At 34.5% G+C, this 16,960-nt stretch carries 16 protein-coding genes and 1 pseudogene; 6 read left to right on the forward strand and 11 right to left on the reverse strand.

Annotated features, from left to right (window positions below; translation table 11 throughout):
- Positions 1-441, forward strand: a pseudogene (locus tag CJF42_RS18185) (hypothetical protein); the annotation flags it as partial.
- Positions 442-695: 254 nt separating this feature from the next.
- Here the strand turns inward: CJF42_RS18185 and CJF42_RS18190 are convergent.
- The 4 genes from CJF42_RS18190 to xerD form a co-directional block, all read right to left on the reverse strand.
- Positions 696-1,493, reverse strand: a complete 798-nt coding sequence (locus CJF42_RS18190; protein ID WP_095368042.1) for an ion transporter — start codon at positions 1,491-1,493, stop codon at positions 696-698.
- A gap of 351 nt (positions 1,494-1,844) precedes the next feature.
- Entirely contained in the window at positions 1,845-3,584 is a 1,740-nt protein-coding gene (gene recJ / locus CJF42_RS18195) for a single-stranded-DNA-specific exonuclease RecJ (protein ID WP_095368043.1), read from the reverse strand.
- Positions 3,585-3,650: 66 nt separating this feature from the next.
- Positions 3,651-4,391, reverse strand: coding sequence for a bifunctional protein-disulfide isomerase/oxidoreductase DsbC (dsbC, locus tag CJF42_RS18200; RefSeq protein WP_095368044.1), 741 nt, complete (start codon positions 4,389-4,391; stop codon positions 3,651-3,653).
- 181 nt (positions 4,392-4,572) lie between these two features.
- Positions 4,573-5,478, reverse strand: a complete 906-nt coding sequence (gene xerD, locus CJF42_RS18205) for a site-specific tyrosine recombinase XerD (protein WP_095368045.1) — start codon at positions 5,476-5,478, stop codon at positions 4,573-4,575.
- A gap of 79 nt (positions 5,479-5,557) precedes the next feature.
- On the opposite strand from xerD, the gene fldB reads away from it, so the two are divergent.
- Positions 5,558-6,079 (forward strand): flavodoxin FldB, encoded by a 522-nt coding sequence (gene fldB, locus CJF42_RS18210; protein ID WP_095368046.1) that lies wholly within the window; start codon positions 5,558-5,560, stop codon positions 6,077-6,079.
- A 7-nt stretch (positions 6,080-6,086) separates the two neighbouring features.
- Here the strand turns inward: fldB and CJF42_RS18215 are convergent, their stop codons facing one another.
- Positions 6,087-6,821 carry a substrate-binding periplasmic protein gene (locus CJF42_RS18215; protein ID WP_095368047.1) on the reverse strand — a complete coding sequence of 245 codons (735 nt, stop codon included), beginning with the start codon at positions 6,819-6,821 and terminating at the stop codon, positions 6,087-6,089.
- Entirely contained in the window at positions 6,818-7,528 is a 711-nt protein-coding gene (locus CJF42_RS18220; RefSeq protein ID WP_095368048.1) for a tRNA1(Val) (adenine(37)-N6)-methyltransferase, read from the reverse strand. The genes CJF42_RS18215 and CJF42_RS18220 overlap by 4 nt, the downstream gene beginning before the upstream one ends.
- A 64-nt stretch (positions 7,529-7,592) precedes the next feature.
- On the opposite strand from CJF42_RS18220, the gene srmB reads away from it, so the two are divergent.
- Positions 7,593-8,834 (forward strand): ATP-dependent RNA helicase SrmB, encoded by a 1,242-nt coding sequence (gene srmB, locus CJF42_RS18225; protein WP_502694799.1) that lies wholly within the window; start codon positions 7,593-7,595, stop codon positions 8,832-8,834.
- A gap of 201 nt (positions 8,835-9,035) precedes the next feature.
- On the opposite strand, the gene CJF42_RS18230 is transcribed toward srmB, so the two are convergent.
- Positions 9,036-9,662, reverse strand: a complete 627-nt coding sequence (locus CJF42_RS18230) for a dienelactone hydrolase family protein (RefSeq protein ID WP_095368049.1) — start codon at positions 9,660-9,662, stop codon at positions 9,036-9,038.
- An 85-nt stretch (positions 9,663-9,747) separates the two neighbouring features.
- On the reverse strand, positions 9,748-10,524 hold the full coding sequence (gene yaaA / locus CJF42_RS18235; protein ID WP_095368050.1) for a peroxide stress protein YaaA: 777 nt from the start codon (positions 10,522-10,524) through the stop codon (positions 9,748-9,750).
- Positions 10,525-10,759: 235 nt separating this feature from the next.
- Here yaaA and tal point away from each other — a divergent pair, with 235 nt between their 5' ends.
- The 3 genes from tal (at position 10,760) to CJF42_RS18250 (ending at position 13,796) form a co-directional block, all read left to right on the forward strand.
- Positions 10,760-11,716, forward strand: coding sequence for a transaldolase (gene tal / locus CJF42_RS18240; protein ID WP_095368051.1), 957 nt, complete (start codon positions 10,760-10,762; stop codon positions 11,714-11,716).
- Positions 11,717-11,750: 34 nt separating this feature from the next.
- Positions 11,751-13,394 (forward strand): glucose-6-phosphate isomerase, encoded by a 1,644-nt coding sequence (gene pgi / locus CJF42_RS18245; protein ID WP_095368052.1) that lies wholly within the window; start codon positions 11,751-11,753, stop codon positions 13,392-13,394.
- Between the two features lie 237 nt (positions 13,395-13,631).
- The gene (locus CJF42_RS18250) at positions 13,632-13,796 is read left to right on the forward strand and encodes a DUF3545 family protein (RefSeq protein ID WP_095368053.1); all 165 of its coding nucleotides are present in this window, start codon (positions 13,632-13,634) and stop codon (positions 13,794-13,796) included.
- A 64-nt stretch (positions 13,797-13,860) separates the two neighbouring features.
- Here CJF42_RS18250 and ung read toward each other — a convergent pair whose 3' ends face one another.
- The 3 genes from ung to thrB form a co-directional block, all read right to left on the reverse strand.
- Positions 13,861-14,538, reverse strand: a complete 678-nt coding sequence (ung, locus tag CJF42_RS18255; protein ID WP_095368054.1) for a uracil-DNA glycosylase — start codon at positions 14,536-14,538, stop codon at positions 13,861-13,863.
- Between the two features lie 141 nt (positions 14,539-14,679).
- A complete protein-coding gene (gene thrC / locus CJF42_RS18260) occupies positions 14,680-15,978 on the reverse strand; it encodes a threonine synthase (RefSeq protein WP_095368055.1) in 1,299 nt (432 codons plus the stop codon).
- Positions 15,965-16,954 (reverse strand): homoserine kinase, encoded by a 990-nt coding sequence (gene thrB / locus CJF42_RS18265; RefSeq protein ID WP_095368056.1) that lies wholly within the window; start codon positions 16,952-16,954, stop codon positions 15,965-15,967. Before thrB ends, thrC begins: the two co-directional genes overlap by 14 nt.
- Positions 16,955-16,960: the final 6 nt, after the last annotated feature.

Here is a 16,960-nt window from a genome sequence, read left to right on the forward strand (position 1 = left end):
AGAAATGCGCGATCCCACCCTGGTGCTAATAGGCGCTTAAGGGATCAAAACTTTCCATTGCCTGACTATTATGGTATTGGAATGGCAAATCAAGTAGAAGCGCTTGCTGGTGGACAAGAAAATCCAGCGGTTGTTTGGGCCGAGTTTAAAAGTTCAAAATCTCATGCGACACACTTGCTAGGTAAACTAAAATTTTATCATGAACAAAACAAACTGGGCGTTGCTTTTTTAAAAGAACCAAAGTCAAAGCATATCTATTATTGGGCCGTATATTTAGCTAAAGAGTCAATAATAAATGAAGCTAATTTAGATTTAGGCCCAATACCAAGCAAAGGACCATCAGGTATCATTTTTGAAAAAACAAATAGTAATAAACTCCCCATATACCCAAACCACTTCAAGATGCAGGATTCTGTTGGAATTAGAAATGCTTTAGGCTAGGCATTGATTGAAGAACATGGTTATTCCCTTTTCAAAATCAATAACGCTGCATAAAGTATTTATAAACCAACCTTACAGGGACTTCTGAGCAAATCATGCTCGTTGTTCCATCTTTTTTAAGGGAGTAACCATTAATGCAAAGATGCGCCTAGATCATGAATTGCTCAGCAGCCCTGAACCTCACATCTTGAAGTGGCTTGGGTATAAAAGCAATAACGAAACATGTTATTGCTAATTAGGTTATAAATTTAAAACTATTTTTGAGCTATTATCTTTTTTAACTCTTCAATTTGCGCAGATAAATCTTCAATTGTTAATTTTCCATCTTCTTTATCTTGCGCTTCTTTTTCTTTTGAATGTTCATCTTCTAAAACGTTGACTACGATACCAATCACCATATTTAAAAAAGCGAATGTTGTTAAAAAGATAAAAGATAAAAAATAAATCCAAGACAATGAATGAACATCCATTATTTCATACATCACATCTGTCCAATCTTCAAATGTCATCACCCTAAATAATGTCAGCATTGAAATTGATATATCCCCCCATAGCACAGGGTTGATCACTGCAAAAAAACTACTTCCAATTGCAGCATAAATATAAAAGATGATAAACATCAACAACACAACATAGCCAAGTTGTGGTAACGCTCTCAATAAGGAATTTAATAACAACCTTAACTCAGGTACAAAAGACACCATTCTCATCACACGGAAAATACGTATCAAACGCCCTATTAGCGCTAACTCACTATCTTCAATAGGTATTAAACTCACCACTACAATCAAAGTATCAAAAACATTCCATGCTTTATGAAAAAAACGCTTTTTATTTTCTTCTGCAATAAAACGTATGACAAGCTCAAATAAAAATATAAAAGTGATAAGCCAATCAAGTAAATTTATAACTTTCATCACTGATGATGAAATGTCATGAGTTTTTGCGCCAATCACTAAGGCTGAAAAAACAATAATACCTATAACAAATAATTCAAAAATTTTATTGCTTTTTAATTGCATCGAAAAGGACTGAATTTTACTAAAGTTCATTAATTTAACTCTTAAACTGTATTTTTATAGTGCTAGATTGGCAAGCAGTTTAATTAAATTTAACTATTTTTCAAATTAATATTGAGTAATATTACAGATCCTATGTTCGACCTGTCTCTTGAACACATTTTTCCATCTGCTGTCACATAAGTCTGTACCTTCTTGAAGTTGATTTAATGCAAACATCCCATAGCGTTTTCCAACCTACGATCCCGTTCTCATCGCTTAGTGCGACGTTTATCTCCTAACTTAGCTTACTTGCCCACTCTTCTGTATCTTTTATCAGTATTTCACTCAAAATTTTGATGATAATTAAAAATTTTAATTAATTTACATAAAAAATTTGCTCCGTTACTGAGCAACTAGCTCTCTTATAAGTAGCTGAAGTGTAAACTTGCCTCTAAATTCATTAATATCTAATACAAAAGCACATTTCAAATTTTGTATTTTTGTATTAGGCCATTGCTTAATATCGACATTAAAAGCAATGCCATCAATTAAAAAACCAGTTTGATGTTTTAATATTAATTTAAGGTGTTTTTCACCAACAATTCGCTGTTGCACTATTTCAAACACATGCTCAAAAATAGGCTCTGGGAATTCTTGCCCCCAAGGTCCTGCTTGTTTTAAATATTGAGCAAAATCTAATGTAAAATAACCATCTGGTAACTCACCATCAGTTAATATGATACTTTGTCTTAGATCATCTGTTAGTTTATCGTTAACTGCTTTAACAAAAGCTTGCTCAAACTTATCAAAATCTGCCTGTTTGATCGATAATCCTGCCGCCATAGCATGACCACCAAATTTTATAATTAAACCTGGGTTTGCAGTACTTATAGACTCTAATAGATCTCTAATATGTAAACCTGAAATTGAACGACATGAGCCTTTAATTTCTGGTCCTTCTAAGCTGTTGTCATCTCCGCAGGCAAATATTATTGTTGGTCTATGGTATTTTTCCTTTAAGCGCCCCGCTAAAATGCCAATAACACCTTGATGCCAATCATTTTGGAATAAGCATACTGCATCTGGTACTTGTTCATCTTTTTGACATAATCTGTCTAAAACAGCTTGTGCTTCGACTTGCATGCTTTGCTCAATCTCACGGCGTTCTACATTTAATGCATCAAGCTCTCCAGCAAGCCTTCTTGCGTTATTAATATCAGGACTTAACAAGCAAGCTATACCTAAACTCATATCATCTAATCGCCCAGCAGCATTGAGTCTAGGCGCAAGTGAAAAACCAAAATCAGAAGCTGATAGCCTTGCTTGATTACGATTAGAGACTTCTATTAGTGCTTCAATACCAGGTCTAGTAACGCCATTTTTAATTCTAGCTAAACCTTGATGTACTAAAGTGCGATTATTAGCATCTAATGGCACCACATCCGCAACAGTACCTAATGCAACTAAATCTAATAAACTAGCAATATTGGGAGGTGTTTGATTATTTAGCTCAAACCAATTTTTATTACGTAATTCACTTCTAAGCGCAAGTAGCAAATAAAAAGCAACACCGACCCCAGCAAGCGCAGATGATGGAAACTCACAATCTACTTGATTAGGATTTACAATTGCATCAGCTTTTGGTAATTCAGTACCAGGTAAATGGTGATCTGTTACAATAACTTTAATACCTGCAGATTTAACAATATCAACGCCTGCAATACATGAGATACCATTATCAACAGTAATCAATAAATCAGGTGCTATTTTTACAACCTCTTGTGCCAATGCAGGACTTAAGCCATAGCCAAAATCAAATCTATTTGGCACTAAATAGTCAACATGTGAAAAACCAAACATTTGCAAACCGCACATTAAGGTTGCGGTACTTGTTGCACCATCGGCATCAAAATCCCCAACTATCAAAATTTTACTTTGACTCTTTAATGCTCGAGCTAATACATTACTTGCTTTTTCAATATCTTTTAATAATTTAAAACTATGCAAAGTCGCAGCGCTATTATCTAGCTCTTCGTTTAGTTTTACACCTCGGGAGGCGTAGATTTGCTTAATGATCGGATCTAAATCTTGTGGTAAATGAGCGTCTTTTACACGTTCTCTGCTAATTATCTGTTTTCGCATAATATTCTTTTTATATAATTTTGATATAAAAAAAGGCCTTACGGCCTTCTTAAAAAAAATGATTAATTAATTCATTTTTTCTAAACGTTGCTTAAGCGCCGCTGCTGGTTGATAACCAGGAATTAAAGTCCCGTCATCAAAAATGATTGCTGGCGTACCATTAATACCAAAGCTTTGACCTAACTGGTAATGTTCTGCAACAGGAGCTGTACAGTTATCAATAGTTGCGACATCAGTGCCTGCTTTAGCATCTGTCATTGCTTTTAATTGGTCGTCTGCACACCATACATTCATTAAATCAGTATAACCTGCACTTCTAACTCCGCCTCTTGGAAATGCCATATAGCGAACGGTAATACCTGCATCTAAAAAGTCTTCTAGTTCACGGTGCAACTTACGGCAGTAACCACAAGTAATATCAGTAAATACCGTGATCTGATACTTTTCTTCAGGTGCTTTATAAACAATCATCGAATCAGCATATTTTGCAACGCCTTCTTTACGAACACCATTAAGTGCTTTTTCAGTTAAGTTTTCACGATTTTCAATATCTATTAATGTGCCTTGTAATAAATATTGACCGCTATCGCTGGCATACATAACGCCTTTATCTGTGATTAATTCTTTTAAGCCTAAGATAGGACTTGGTTTAATATCTTTTACAACTAAACCAAGTTGAGAAAATTTTTCAATAATAGGGCTTGTTTTAGATACTTCATCTGAACTTACTATACTTGGCGCTGCAGCAAAACTCGTTAACGGCGTTAACGTCAGAGAAAGGGCCAATGTCGCTAATAATTTTTTCATTCTTTAATCTCTTTCCTATCTAAATATTTAATCTATCTATAAGACCCAGTATATCTGAGAATAATTCCCACGACTAGTCACTATATTTTCGCATAAAACCTAAACCTTTGAATGATGCACTTAATGAACTATTTCAATCTTATCTGACAATTATATAGCTATAAATTTATGTTTCTAATAACTAAGCCCTTGGGTGATGCTTTTGATGAATTGATTTTAACCTTTCCTTAGCAACGTGCGTGTATATCTGAGTCGTAGATAAATCACTATGACCAAGCATCATTTGAACTACACGTAAATCTGCACCATTGTTTATTAAATGCGTTGCAAAAGCATGACGCATTGTATGTGGTGATAGATCACTTTGTATATCAGCCAATATGGCATAATGTTTTATTCTATGCCAAAAAGTCTGTCGTGCCATACCTGTGCCACGCTTTGATGGAAAAACAAAATCAGTCGCATGTTTAATTAATTGCAATCGTCCTTTAGCAATAAATTGCTCTAACCAATACATAGACTCTTCACCTAAAGGCACTAATCTTTCTTTATTACCTTTACCTTTAACAAACACAACTGCTTGCCTTAAATTAACTTGCTCCATTCTAAGACCAACTAACTCACTAACCCTAAGCCCTGACGCATATAACACCTCCAACATAGCTTTATCTCTAAGCCCTATTGGTTCTTCCACATTAGGACTGGCTAATAATCTTTCAACTTCTTGTTCAGATAAGGTTTTTGGTAAACTTTGAGATGCTTTTGGCTGTCCTATATGCGCCATTGGCGTTAATTCAAGACGTTTTTCTCGCACAAAATATTGGTAAAATCGCTTTAATGCACTGATAGTACGTGCTGTGCTGCGAGATTTAAAAGCATTATCTTGACGATAAGCCAAATATGATTGCACATCAACTTGATCTACCGTTAATAATGCTTTAGGTGCGATAAAATCAGCAAACTTATTAATATCTGTGCGGTATGCACTGAGTGTATTTTCACTTAGACCTTGCTCTAACCAAATTGCATCTAAAAAATCTTCCAATATTTCTCTATTGATGAGAGGCTGCTTAACTTGTTCGCTCAAGTGAGTTCCTTTTATTGTTGTTTTTAAGGTAAAATGCTCAGCCCATATAATAACAACCAACTAAGAAGTAATAAACATCATGAAAATTGGTTTATTCTACGGCTCTACTACCTGTTATACCGAAATTGCAGCTGAAAAAATACGTGATCTTTTAGGTGAAGACCTGTTAACACTGCACAATATCAAAGATGAGCCATTAAAAGGCGCCGAGCAATATGACTTTATTATATTTGGTATTTCAACCTGGGACTATGGTGAATTACAAGAAGATTGGGAGTCTCAGTGGGACGATATTGAATCACTAAACCTTAATGGTAAAACCGTTGCAATATATGGCATGGGAGATCAAGTAGGTTATACCGAATGGTTTCAAGATGCTGTCGGTATGTTACATGATAAAATCTCAAACCAAGAAATTAATCGTATTGGGTTTTGGCCAAATACATCAGACTATGAATTTGAAGCATCTAAAGCATTAACCGAAGATAAAACGCATTTTGTAGGTTTGGCAATAGATGAAGACAGTCAATATGACTTAACCGAAGATAGATTAGCGACATGGATTGAGCAAATCTTGGTTGAGTATCAAAAATCTCTTTAACTAACGCCTAGTTCAGATTACTTATTAAGCTCTGCTCTTTAGTTTCAAAATCTTTTATTAAGACATCTAAAGCCTTAATCATATCTGGATGTTTCAAGGCTTGTTTTATATTCTCTTGTACTAAATCCGAACTTGGTTTTGATAATGCTAGATACAATCCGAGTTGACTTGCATAAGACTCTTTGAACACACCAATTCGTTCTAGCTCATCTATATTAAGACCCAACTCAGTTAATTTACCATAAACACCAAAAATGCTACCCACATATCTCTGAACATGACCTTTAATGAGCGCCTCTAATGCCTGTTGCGAGTCTAAAAATTCATACACATTATTTGGTTTGAAATATTGTTTTAAAATTTCAGCTTTATGGGAGTTTCGTTCCATTGCAACTAGTATTTTTTTTGGTTCAATGCCATCTACTTTTTTCCAAATATACTGTTCTCCGCGATATATTTTTTTTAACCACAAAAAATGACTTTCTCGCTGCGGTGTTCTAGAAATAGATAAAATCAAACGGTTAGGTTTAAAAGCTTCTTTTTGTATTATCCTAGCCCAAGGTAAGGCTTCAAATTTCACATCAAAGTCAGTGAACTCTACTCGTTTTTCAGTAAATTTAACGACAGGTCCATCACCCTCGCCATTAATTTTTATCATTTGAAATGGTGGATTATGTTCAAACACAATGACTAACTGTTCTGCATGTAAAGGTAAACAAAAAAAGCCTAAAATAATAATCACATTTTTAAATAAAAGTCTTTTGTTAGGTTTATAAAGTCTTGTGAATATTCACCATTATCATGAATAAATAGTTCAGATCTTTCACATTGTGTATTTATTTTATGCAATTCAATGAGTATTCGTTTTGCCGGTTTGTTTTTTTTAGTGAATATATAAACTAATTTACTGATACACAAATCAAACTCATTTACCAATAGTTCGATTTCTTTAAGTGCATCAAAAGGCAGCACTAAAGCAAGTCTTCCCTTATCATGAGTAATATTACAAAACTTCTGAATTAAAGTTTTAAAACTTAAACTACATGTATGACGTGCGGTATTTCTAGCATCATTTGATCCTTTTAAACTGTTTATAAAATATGGCGGGTTTGATACTACCAAGTCAAATTTTAAACGTGGTTTAAACTGGTTAAAATCATTATGATAAACCTTAATATTTTGCCAAGGACTGATATGAAAATTTTCTGTTGCTTGTAAAAAAGCAGACTCATCAATTTCTAAAGCAAAAATATTCGCATCTACCATATTATATTTTTGTGCCCTTTGTTTCAGCATTAAAGCAATTAAACCTGTGCCGGTTCCCACATCTAGCATATTTTTACATTGGTCAATATCTGCCCATGCCCCTAGTAAAACACCATCAGTTCCCACCTTCATAGCACAGTTATTTTGTGCTAAATAAAATTGTTTAAATTGAAAACTTGACATTTTTATTTTAGATCTACCATTTACTTAGTATAATAGCCTTATTGTCCTTTATTTATGACGCCTTATGCAATTGCAATTCGCAGATCTTGAACTAGATGAAAAATTATTAAACGCAGTTAACAAAGTTGGCTATGAAGAACCAACTAAAATTCAAAAGCTTGTGATCCCTCGTGCCCTTGAGGGTCGTGATATTTTAGCGTCAGCACCAACCGGTACAGGTAAAACAGCTGCATTTTTATTATCGGCTATTCAGTTTTTAATAGATTACCCTAGACGTGATCCCGGCTTTGCCCGTGTATTAATCATGACTCCTACTCGTGAACTGGCTTATCAAATTCACGAACAGTGTTTATTACTAGCAGCAAATACCCATCTACAAGTTGGCGTTGTAACTGGTGGCATTAACTATGGTACGCATAAGGATATTTTTGAAAAAAATAACGATATCTTAATTGCGACACCTGGTCGATTAATGGATTACATGGAAGGTAATAACTTTCATGTAGAAAATGTAGAGTTATTAATTCTTGATGAAGCCGACCGTATGTTAGATATGGGTTTCAAAAAAGAAATGCTAAAAATCTGTGAAGAAGCAGAAAATCGCAAACAATGTTTTTTATTCTCTGCAACACTTGAAGGCGATAATGTTGAATTATTTGCTGATAAAGTATTAAAAGATCCTGCTTTGTTAGAGGCTACAATATCTTCTGAAGATCAAGGACAAATAAATCAATGGGTCCATCTAGCAGATAGTCGCCTACACAAACTAAAGTTACTGACACGTATTTTAACAAGTGAAGAGCTGACCAAAGCAATTGTATTTGTTAAGACAAGAGAAAAACTTGAGCAATTAGTTGGCGAATTATATAGCCAAGGTATTAAAACCATTTGGTTGCGTGGTGAAATGCCACAAGATAAACGCATGCGTTCACTTGAAAACTTCCATTTAGGCAAAGCTGATATTTTAGTAGCAACAGATGTTGCCGCCCGTGGATTAGATGTAGCTGATGTAAGCCATGTAATAAACTATGACATGCCATATAGTCCTGATATCTATGTACATCGTATTGGTCGCACAGCACGCGCTGGTAAGGATGGTATCGCGATTTCTTTAGTCGAAGCGCACGATATTGCTATGGTAGGTAAAGTTGAACGTTACACAGAGCAAAAACTTAAACGCAAAAATATCAAAGGGCTTTCTCCGAGACATAAAGAAGCTAAGCCACCAGCTAAAAAGAAAAAAGATCCTGTAAAAATGAAAGCCAAGAAAAAGGCAAAGAAAAAAGCTGCTAAAGCGAAGAAGTAACTAGCTTGAATGGACTAAAAAACCTAACAAATCATGTTAGGTTTTTTTATTTTTATAGAGTCAAGTTAAATACTTAATTGGTATCACCTTGAATTTCTTCTAAAGAAATTTCTCCATTAGCAGCTATTATTGCCAACTCTGTGCCACGTTTACATGGCTTTGCACCTGATGCCCTTAAGCATCATTAGCATTTAAAACACATTAAGGTGTTTTAGTTACTCCTGCTTGTACATCTTTTTTCTTGGAGCTTATCGTCACTGCCATATGTTTTTGATATTCATTAAAAGCACTTTCATTAAATCCCTTTGAATTTGGGTTCATAAAACCATGTTGATACTCTGTATGGCTTATTTTCAATAAGTCATAATGTTTCAAAGTTTCTATTATATCACTTACATCAAAATGGCTTTCTTTGTGAGGAAAGATGATATGCGAATCGACCTTCAACTTAATATCTAAATAGTTCCTGATTTGAGAGGGATAAAAACCAACAAACTGACATTGTTTATCTGATTTAAAGCCATCTATCGCCCGCCAAATAGCACTGGCACCCGCACTAAAGCCAACAAGACATATATCCTGATCTTTATTCTCTATAATCGCTTTTTTAACTAATGCTAAATAATTATCATGCCCACTTGCTGTCATAAACTTTTTGTAAGCATGCGTATCTGATGAAAATTGAAATGTTTGCCCTTGATACGGATCCACTAATACAAGTTCAACAGTTTCATTTAGCGTTTGAGTTAATATTAATTTTTGCGTATTCGCATAATCATTAAACTCCTTTGTACAACCAAAAATATCAGGAACAAGTATTAACTTCATTACATTACCTAAAAAAATATAAATTACAGATTGTTACTTTTATTAAATTTCTCTAATAAAAGTTTCAGAGTCATTTTATTTCTGGTTACTGTTGTGCACGAATAAATACAGGTTCGTTTTCTTTCACTGTCTTTTCAAGGCTAAAGTAATACCCTGCAAAGTCAAACTTCTTCAAATCTTCAACAGTTTTAATTTTATTTTCCATAATATAACGCGTCATCAAACCACGTGCTTTTTTTGCGTAAAAACTAATTACTTTGTATTGACCATTTTTGCAATCTTTAAAAATAGGAGCGATGATTTGGCCCTTTAATGCTTTTTTATCAATCGCTTTAAAATATTCATTTGAAGCCAAGTTAACTAAAGTATCAGTACCCTGCTGTTCAAAAAGTACATTTAGTTTTTCAGCTATTAACTTACCCCAAAATTGATACAAATTTTTACCACGAGAATTTTCAAGTTTTGTACCCATTTCTAAGCGATAAGCTTGCATTAAATCTAATGGTTTTAAAATGCCATATAATCCTGACAGAATACGTAAATTTTCTTGCGTATACTCAAGCGTTTCATGAGTTAAAGTAGAAGCATCTAAACCTGTATATACATCACCGTTGAACGCAAATATAGCTTGCTTTGCATTATCAGTCGTAAAAGGTTGTGACCACTGAGCAAACCTAGCTGCATTTAATCCAGCAAGCTTATCGCTTATTTTCATTAGGCTACCGATATCTTGAGGTGCAATTTGTTTGCACACATCAATCAATTCTTGACTATGCACTAATAATTCTGGATTTGAATGTTTTTCAAACCTAACGGGGGTTTCATAATCTAGATTTTTAGCAGGAGAAATTACAGTGATCATATTAAACCTCATATATATGCGCTACAAAAGCGGATATGTATTGACTTGTATTTAGAATAATGACAATTTCATCATTAAACGCGAATAAAATCACGCGTTTTATTCACTTGCCCTCACTTAATATTAATTTTTCGTTTTTTTATGCGGACAATTGACCTGTTACCGACCTGTAACTTAAGTGCAATATTAGGCATGTATATTCAAAGTGTATTCTTTTTGGAATGAGGAATAAAAAATGACAGCAGTATTAGCGGCATTAAAAGCCCAATCAACAATCGTAGCCGACACTGGCGATATTGAAGCAATTAAACAGCATAAACCACAAGATGCGACTACAAACCCATCTTTATTATTAAAAGCCAGCGAGATCCCGGCTTATCAAACCTATTTAAAACAAGCTTGGCAGTTTGCTAAAGAATGTGAATCTGACATAGATAAACAACTCAGCCTCGCTTGTGATTATTTTGCTGTATTAATTGGTAAAGAAATTACTGACGTTGTTCCTGGTTATATTTCAACTGAAGTGGATGCACGACTATCATTTGATACAGAGGCAACAATTGCAAAGGCTAAAACCTTATTATCTTTATATGAAAAAATTGGCGTATCTAAAGATAAAATTCTAATTAAAATTGCATCTACTTGGGAAGGCATTAAAGCTGCTGAAACATTAGAAAAAGAAGGCATAAAATGTAACTTAACACTGCTTTTTAGTGAAGCACAAGCGCGGGCCTGTGCTGATGCTAATGTATTTTTAATTTCACCGTTTGTTGGTCGTATTTTAGATTGGCATGTTGCTCATGGTATGAAAAAGCCAACAGATCCACTATCTGATCCTGGTGTGCAATCTGTACGTGAAATTTACAGTTTTTATAAAAGCCATGGCTACAAAACCGTAGTAATGGGCGCCAGTTTTAGAAACACTGGTGAAATTTTAGCATTAACTGGATGTGATCGATTAACAATCGCACCAGCGCTATTAGATGAATTAGCAACATTGAAAAACGTTCCAGACTATTCATTAACACAACCAACAGAAATTAAAACTAAGCCAGCACCACTCACGCAAAGCCTATTCCGTTGGTTACATAACGAAGATCCTATGGCGACAGAAAAACTAGCTGACGGTATTAGTCAGTTTGCTAAAGCACAAGTTGAACTTGAAAAAAGATTTAGTGAATTAAAGCTATAGTTTCTTAAACCGTTATTAAAACGAAGAGAAATACATGACTCAAAACAGCAAAGACCAAAGCATATTTGATGTGCTTGAAACTGCTGCTATTGAAGTAAAAAAGCGTCATTTAATGACGCTTTTTTCTGAGCAGCCAAATAGAGCACATACTTATAGCCTTAATGTTGAACCTTTTTTTTTAGACTACTCGAAACAAGCAATTAACAAGAATGCTTTTAAAGCATTAATCAACTTTGCTAAATATAAAGAACTTGAAGCAAAACGTGATGCAATGTTTCAAGGTGAAAAAATAAATCACACCGAAAATCGTGCAGTTTTACATACAGCATTGAGAGATTCTAGCCAAATTACCAATAGCTTCCCTCAAACCTCGCTAGAAATCGAATCTACAAAAACTAAAATGTTAAATTTTGTTGATGCTGTGACATCACAAAAACATTTAGGCCATACAGGTAAAGTTATCACCGACGTGATAAGTATTGGCATTGGCGGCTCTTTTTTTGGCCCTAAAATGCTACAAAGTGCTTTAATTAAACATAATAACAATCAAATAAAGATTCATTACCTAGCAAATATCGATGGTGAACAAATAGTACATTTACTTGACTCTTTAAACCCTGAAACTTGCTTAGTTATCGTTGCTTCTAAGTCTTGGACCACAGCTGAAACGCAATTAAATGCGCAGTCTGTTTTAAAATGGTTTAATAATACACTCCCTCAAAAAGAAGCCATAAAAAAACATTGGGTTGCACTAACAGCAAAATCAAAACAAGCTGAAGAATTTGGCATTCAAGCTTCAATGATTTTTCCTATGTGGGACTTTGTTGGTGGCCGGTATTCCGTTTGGTCAACCATAGGTTTGCCACTTGCTTTATCTATAGGATCTAAAGCATTTATTCAAATACTTGAAGGTGCCGCTTCAATTGATAAACATTTTAGAGAAGCCCCTTTAGATAAAAATATGCCTGTGATCATGGCTTTATTGGGCTATTGGCAACAAGAGTATTTCAACCTCAATAACTTAATGGTTTTACCTTATAGCCATAACTTAAAAAGTTTACCTGCCTATTTGCAACAGCTAGATATGGAAAGTAATGGTAAAGCAGTTAATAGCACAGGAGACGAGGTTAAAAATTCAGGCCCAATACTTTGGGGTGCTGAAGGCACTAATTGCCAACATTCATTTATGCAACTTTTTCATCAAGGTAAACAATCTAGTATGATAGATTTTATTTTACCTGCAAAAGGACATGAACAATACCAAGCACAACATAAGTTAATGATTGCAAACTGTTTAGCCCAAGCGCAAGCCTTGTTACAAGGAAAAACCTTAACACAAGCGACTAATGAGCTATTAGCGACAGGTTTGAACCAAGAGCAAGCGAACGATTTAGCAAAACATAAAACGATGCCAGGTAACACAAGTTCAAACATGCTGATTATTGAGGAAATTACACCACACAGTATGGGCGCTTTACTTGCACTTTACGAGCATAAGGTATTTTGTCAGGGAATCTTTTTTGATGTTAATAGCTTTGACCAATGGGGTGTTGAACTCGGTAAATCCTTAGGTAAAAACCTGTTAGATTGCATGGAAACAAGTCAAACTGAAAGTTTAGATCCCTCAACTTCTAATCTGTTAGATTACATAAATAAAAAAAGCGAACAAACTTACTAGCGAACTTAAGATTATTATTTAATCGTTCACTAATTTTTCCACTCTGTGCTTTAAATTTAAGAATGTAACAATTCAATCACTCAATTTTCATATAATCGTTTTAAATTCACTCGCTGTATGATATATATGCGTTGTGCTTTATTTTAGGGCTATTTAAATCCGCTTTATAATACAAAAAATAAAGATGCGATTTCACCCCCTAATAGGTACTTCAAAAGTAAATAAAAAGGAGTGACCATGGATAGTCTAGATAATGTGACAATATTAGAAAGTGCACAGCCGAAAACAAAAGCCAGTAAAAAAAATAAAAAAAGTAGATGGCGTGAAATAGAAGCATTCAAGGATAATCAACTCTTAGAAAAAGAACTCGAAGATCTTGATTGGTCTTTAAACTTGGATTAACCATAAAAAATTTAAAAGACTCCTGAATTGGAGTTTTTTTATTTTAAATCGGCCTATACTAAATCTATAAATTCACTTTTTCTTCTAAATGCCAATTAATTTCAGTTTTACCTTCCTTGCTTAGTAGTTCGTTTGTTATTGAAAAATGCTTACAACCAAAAAAACCACGATATGCTGATAATGGAGATGGATGTACACTTTTTAGAATATAGTGTTTGGTGGCATCTATATTTTTACCTTTTTTATGCGCATGGGCGCCCCAAAGTAAAAAAACAAGGCCTGATTTTTCTTGGTTTAAAGTCTTAATTACTTTATCTGTAAACTGCTCCCAACCTAAATTTTTATGGGAATATGCTTTACCCTGCTCAACAGTTAATACCGTATTTAAAAGCAAAACACCTTGCTCTGCCCATGATTGTAAATAACCATGTTCAGGAATATTAAAACCTTCAATATCATTGGCTAACTCTTTGTACATATTCACTAAAGATGGTGGTATTTTAATACCAGGCAAAACCGAAAAACATAAACCATGCGCTTGCCCTTCACCATGATACGGATCTTGACCTAAAATAACGACTTTCACATTATCAAAAGTAGTGGCATCAAACGCATTAAAAACATCTTTATCAATAGGAAAAACTTGAACTCCTTCAGCTCTTCTTTCTCTCACATATTCAACGGTTTCTCTTAAGTAATCTTTTTGAGATTCTGAACTGATTAATTTTGACCAACTCGTCATAATATAAATTTTCCTCGTAACTTTAATAAAGGCCATTGCGTGACAATAAAAAGGTATAAGTTTATCAGAATAAGCTTATCTATTATTTTATTTTTAATTTCGCCACGTAGTGTCCTTTAATAAAGCTATAAAGCATATTTATTAAGCAAGTTTAGCTAATATAGCTCTTCTTAATACTTGATAATCATTTGCTAAATCTTCAGCTAAACATGGTTGCGCTAGGGCATCAGCTAAAGGTTTAGGCATATCTAATGCGATATTTAAAATATCTTCAACACTTTCTTTAAATTTAGCTGGGTGCGCTGTTGATAAGAAAATACCAACACCATCATCAGCCATATCACGTTTTAGACCTTCATAGGCAATAGCTGTATGAGGTTCTGCGATATAACCTTCTTTGTAAACGTCATTCATCACAGCTTGAGTTTGTGCTTCATCTACGGTTTGTGAGTAGAAGTTATCATAAGAGAACCAATTATTATCAAGCATAGTTTGTACGCGAGGCCAGTTATTTGGACGACTCACATCCATCGCATTTGATAATGACTCCTTTGTATTAACTGGATTCCATTCTTTACTCGTAATAAAACGTGGCACAGTATCATTTTGGTTAGTTGTTGCAGATAGTTTATCTACCCGTAAACCAATCACTGAACCTATCATGGCAGCACATACATTACCAAAATTACCACTTGGTACTGAAATATGCGCTTTGGCACGTTTTTCTTTTGGTAATTGCGCTATTGCTTCAAAGTAATAACAGACTTGAGCAACTAAACGGCTGATATTAATTGAATTAGCAGAATTTAAACCTAAGCGTTCTTTTACTTCGTCATCTAAAAATGCTTGTTTAACCATAGCCTGGCAATCATCAAAACAACCATCAACTGCGTAACAATGAATATTCTCACCTAGTGTAGTAAATAACTTCTGCTGAGCTAATGATACTTTGCCTTTAGGGTAAAGGATCACTACATCAATATTTTCTTTTTTGTAAAAAGCATGAGCAACAGCTGCGCCTGTATCACCACTTGTTGCTGTTAAGATCGTTGTTTTACCTTCTTTATTAAAAGTGGCTAAACACTCAGCCATAAAACGACCGCCAAAGTCTTTAAACGCTAGAGTTGGACCATGAAAAAGTTCAAGACAATACATGTTATCTTCAACTTCAACTAATTTAACATCGAAGTTAAACGCATTTTGTACCATTTGTTCTACTGTATCTTTAGGTAATTCATCTCCAATTAAGTGGGATAAAATAACACTACTTCTGCTAACAAAATCTAAATCTAATAATGCATCTATACCTTGAGGGAAAGAGTTTTCAATTTTTTCCAATTTAATAGGAAAAAATACCCCCTGATCACGACCTAAGCCTGTTTTTACAGCTTCAACAAATGAAACCTGTTGTGAATTATCTTTTAAATTATGCAGTTTCATCTGCTTCTCCATTTATTTCATGTGAAGCTAGCTCTCGTGTCCCAGCTTCATCTAATTGACATATATGACAAAAACCTTCGTCATTTATATAATTTTTTTGTAACCAATCAGCACATAAGTTTGCATCTTCTATATTTGTACAAACTGCAAATAATGTTGGTCCTGCACCCGATATACTCATAGCTTGTGCACCAAGCTCAGGCAATGCTTGCTTTGCTTCACTAAAGCCTTTTATTAAAGGTGCGCGATGCGGTTCAGCTACATCATCTTGCATCAATTCAAGCGCTTGTTGATATTGTCCTGCTTGCCCATTTGATTGCAGCAGAGCAATAAATGCAGATAAACGCTGAGCAAACTCAACACTGTGATGCATATCTAGTTGTTTAGGTAATACTGAACGTGCTTTAGATGTATTTAATGAAAATCCAGGGAAAGCAACAACATAATACCACTCTTTTGGTACTGATATTTCAATTGAACGACCCGGTATAAGCTCACCTGTTAGTTGTAAACCACCTAAATAACATGGACTAATATTATCGTAATGGCGACCGCCACTTACTATGGCTTCAAAATCTGCCATTAATTCGATTAATTCATCTTGGCTAAGCCCAGTTTTAGTGAATTTATCAAGTGCTGCAAACGTTGCAACAACTGAACATGCACTTGAACCTAGACCTGAACCTATAGGTAAATTCTTTTGCAATTCAAGCCTCACCGTCTGCATATCTGGTTTTATATTTTTCTTAAAATGTAAAAGACATAGGTAAGACAAGTTTTCATTTGCTTCGCCAGGTAGCTTATCTGCATAAGTACCAGTACACACAAACTCATCTTGTTGTGATGCAGTTACTTTAAGAACATCTCCCAGTAATTCCCCTGAAATAGGCTTTAATGCGGCGCCTAAAGAATCAAAACCAACGGCAAAGTTTCCGATAGAAGCAGGTGCATACATATGTAAATTATTTTCTGACATAACTTA

It is taken from the genome of Pseudoalteromonas sp. NBT06-2 (assembly GCF_002276045.1).
Lineage (GTDB): Bacteria > Pseudomonadota > Gammaproteobacteria > Enterobacterales > Alteromonadaceae > Pseudoalteromonas.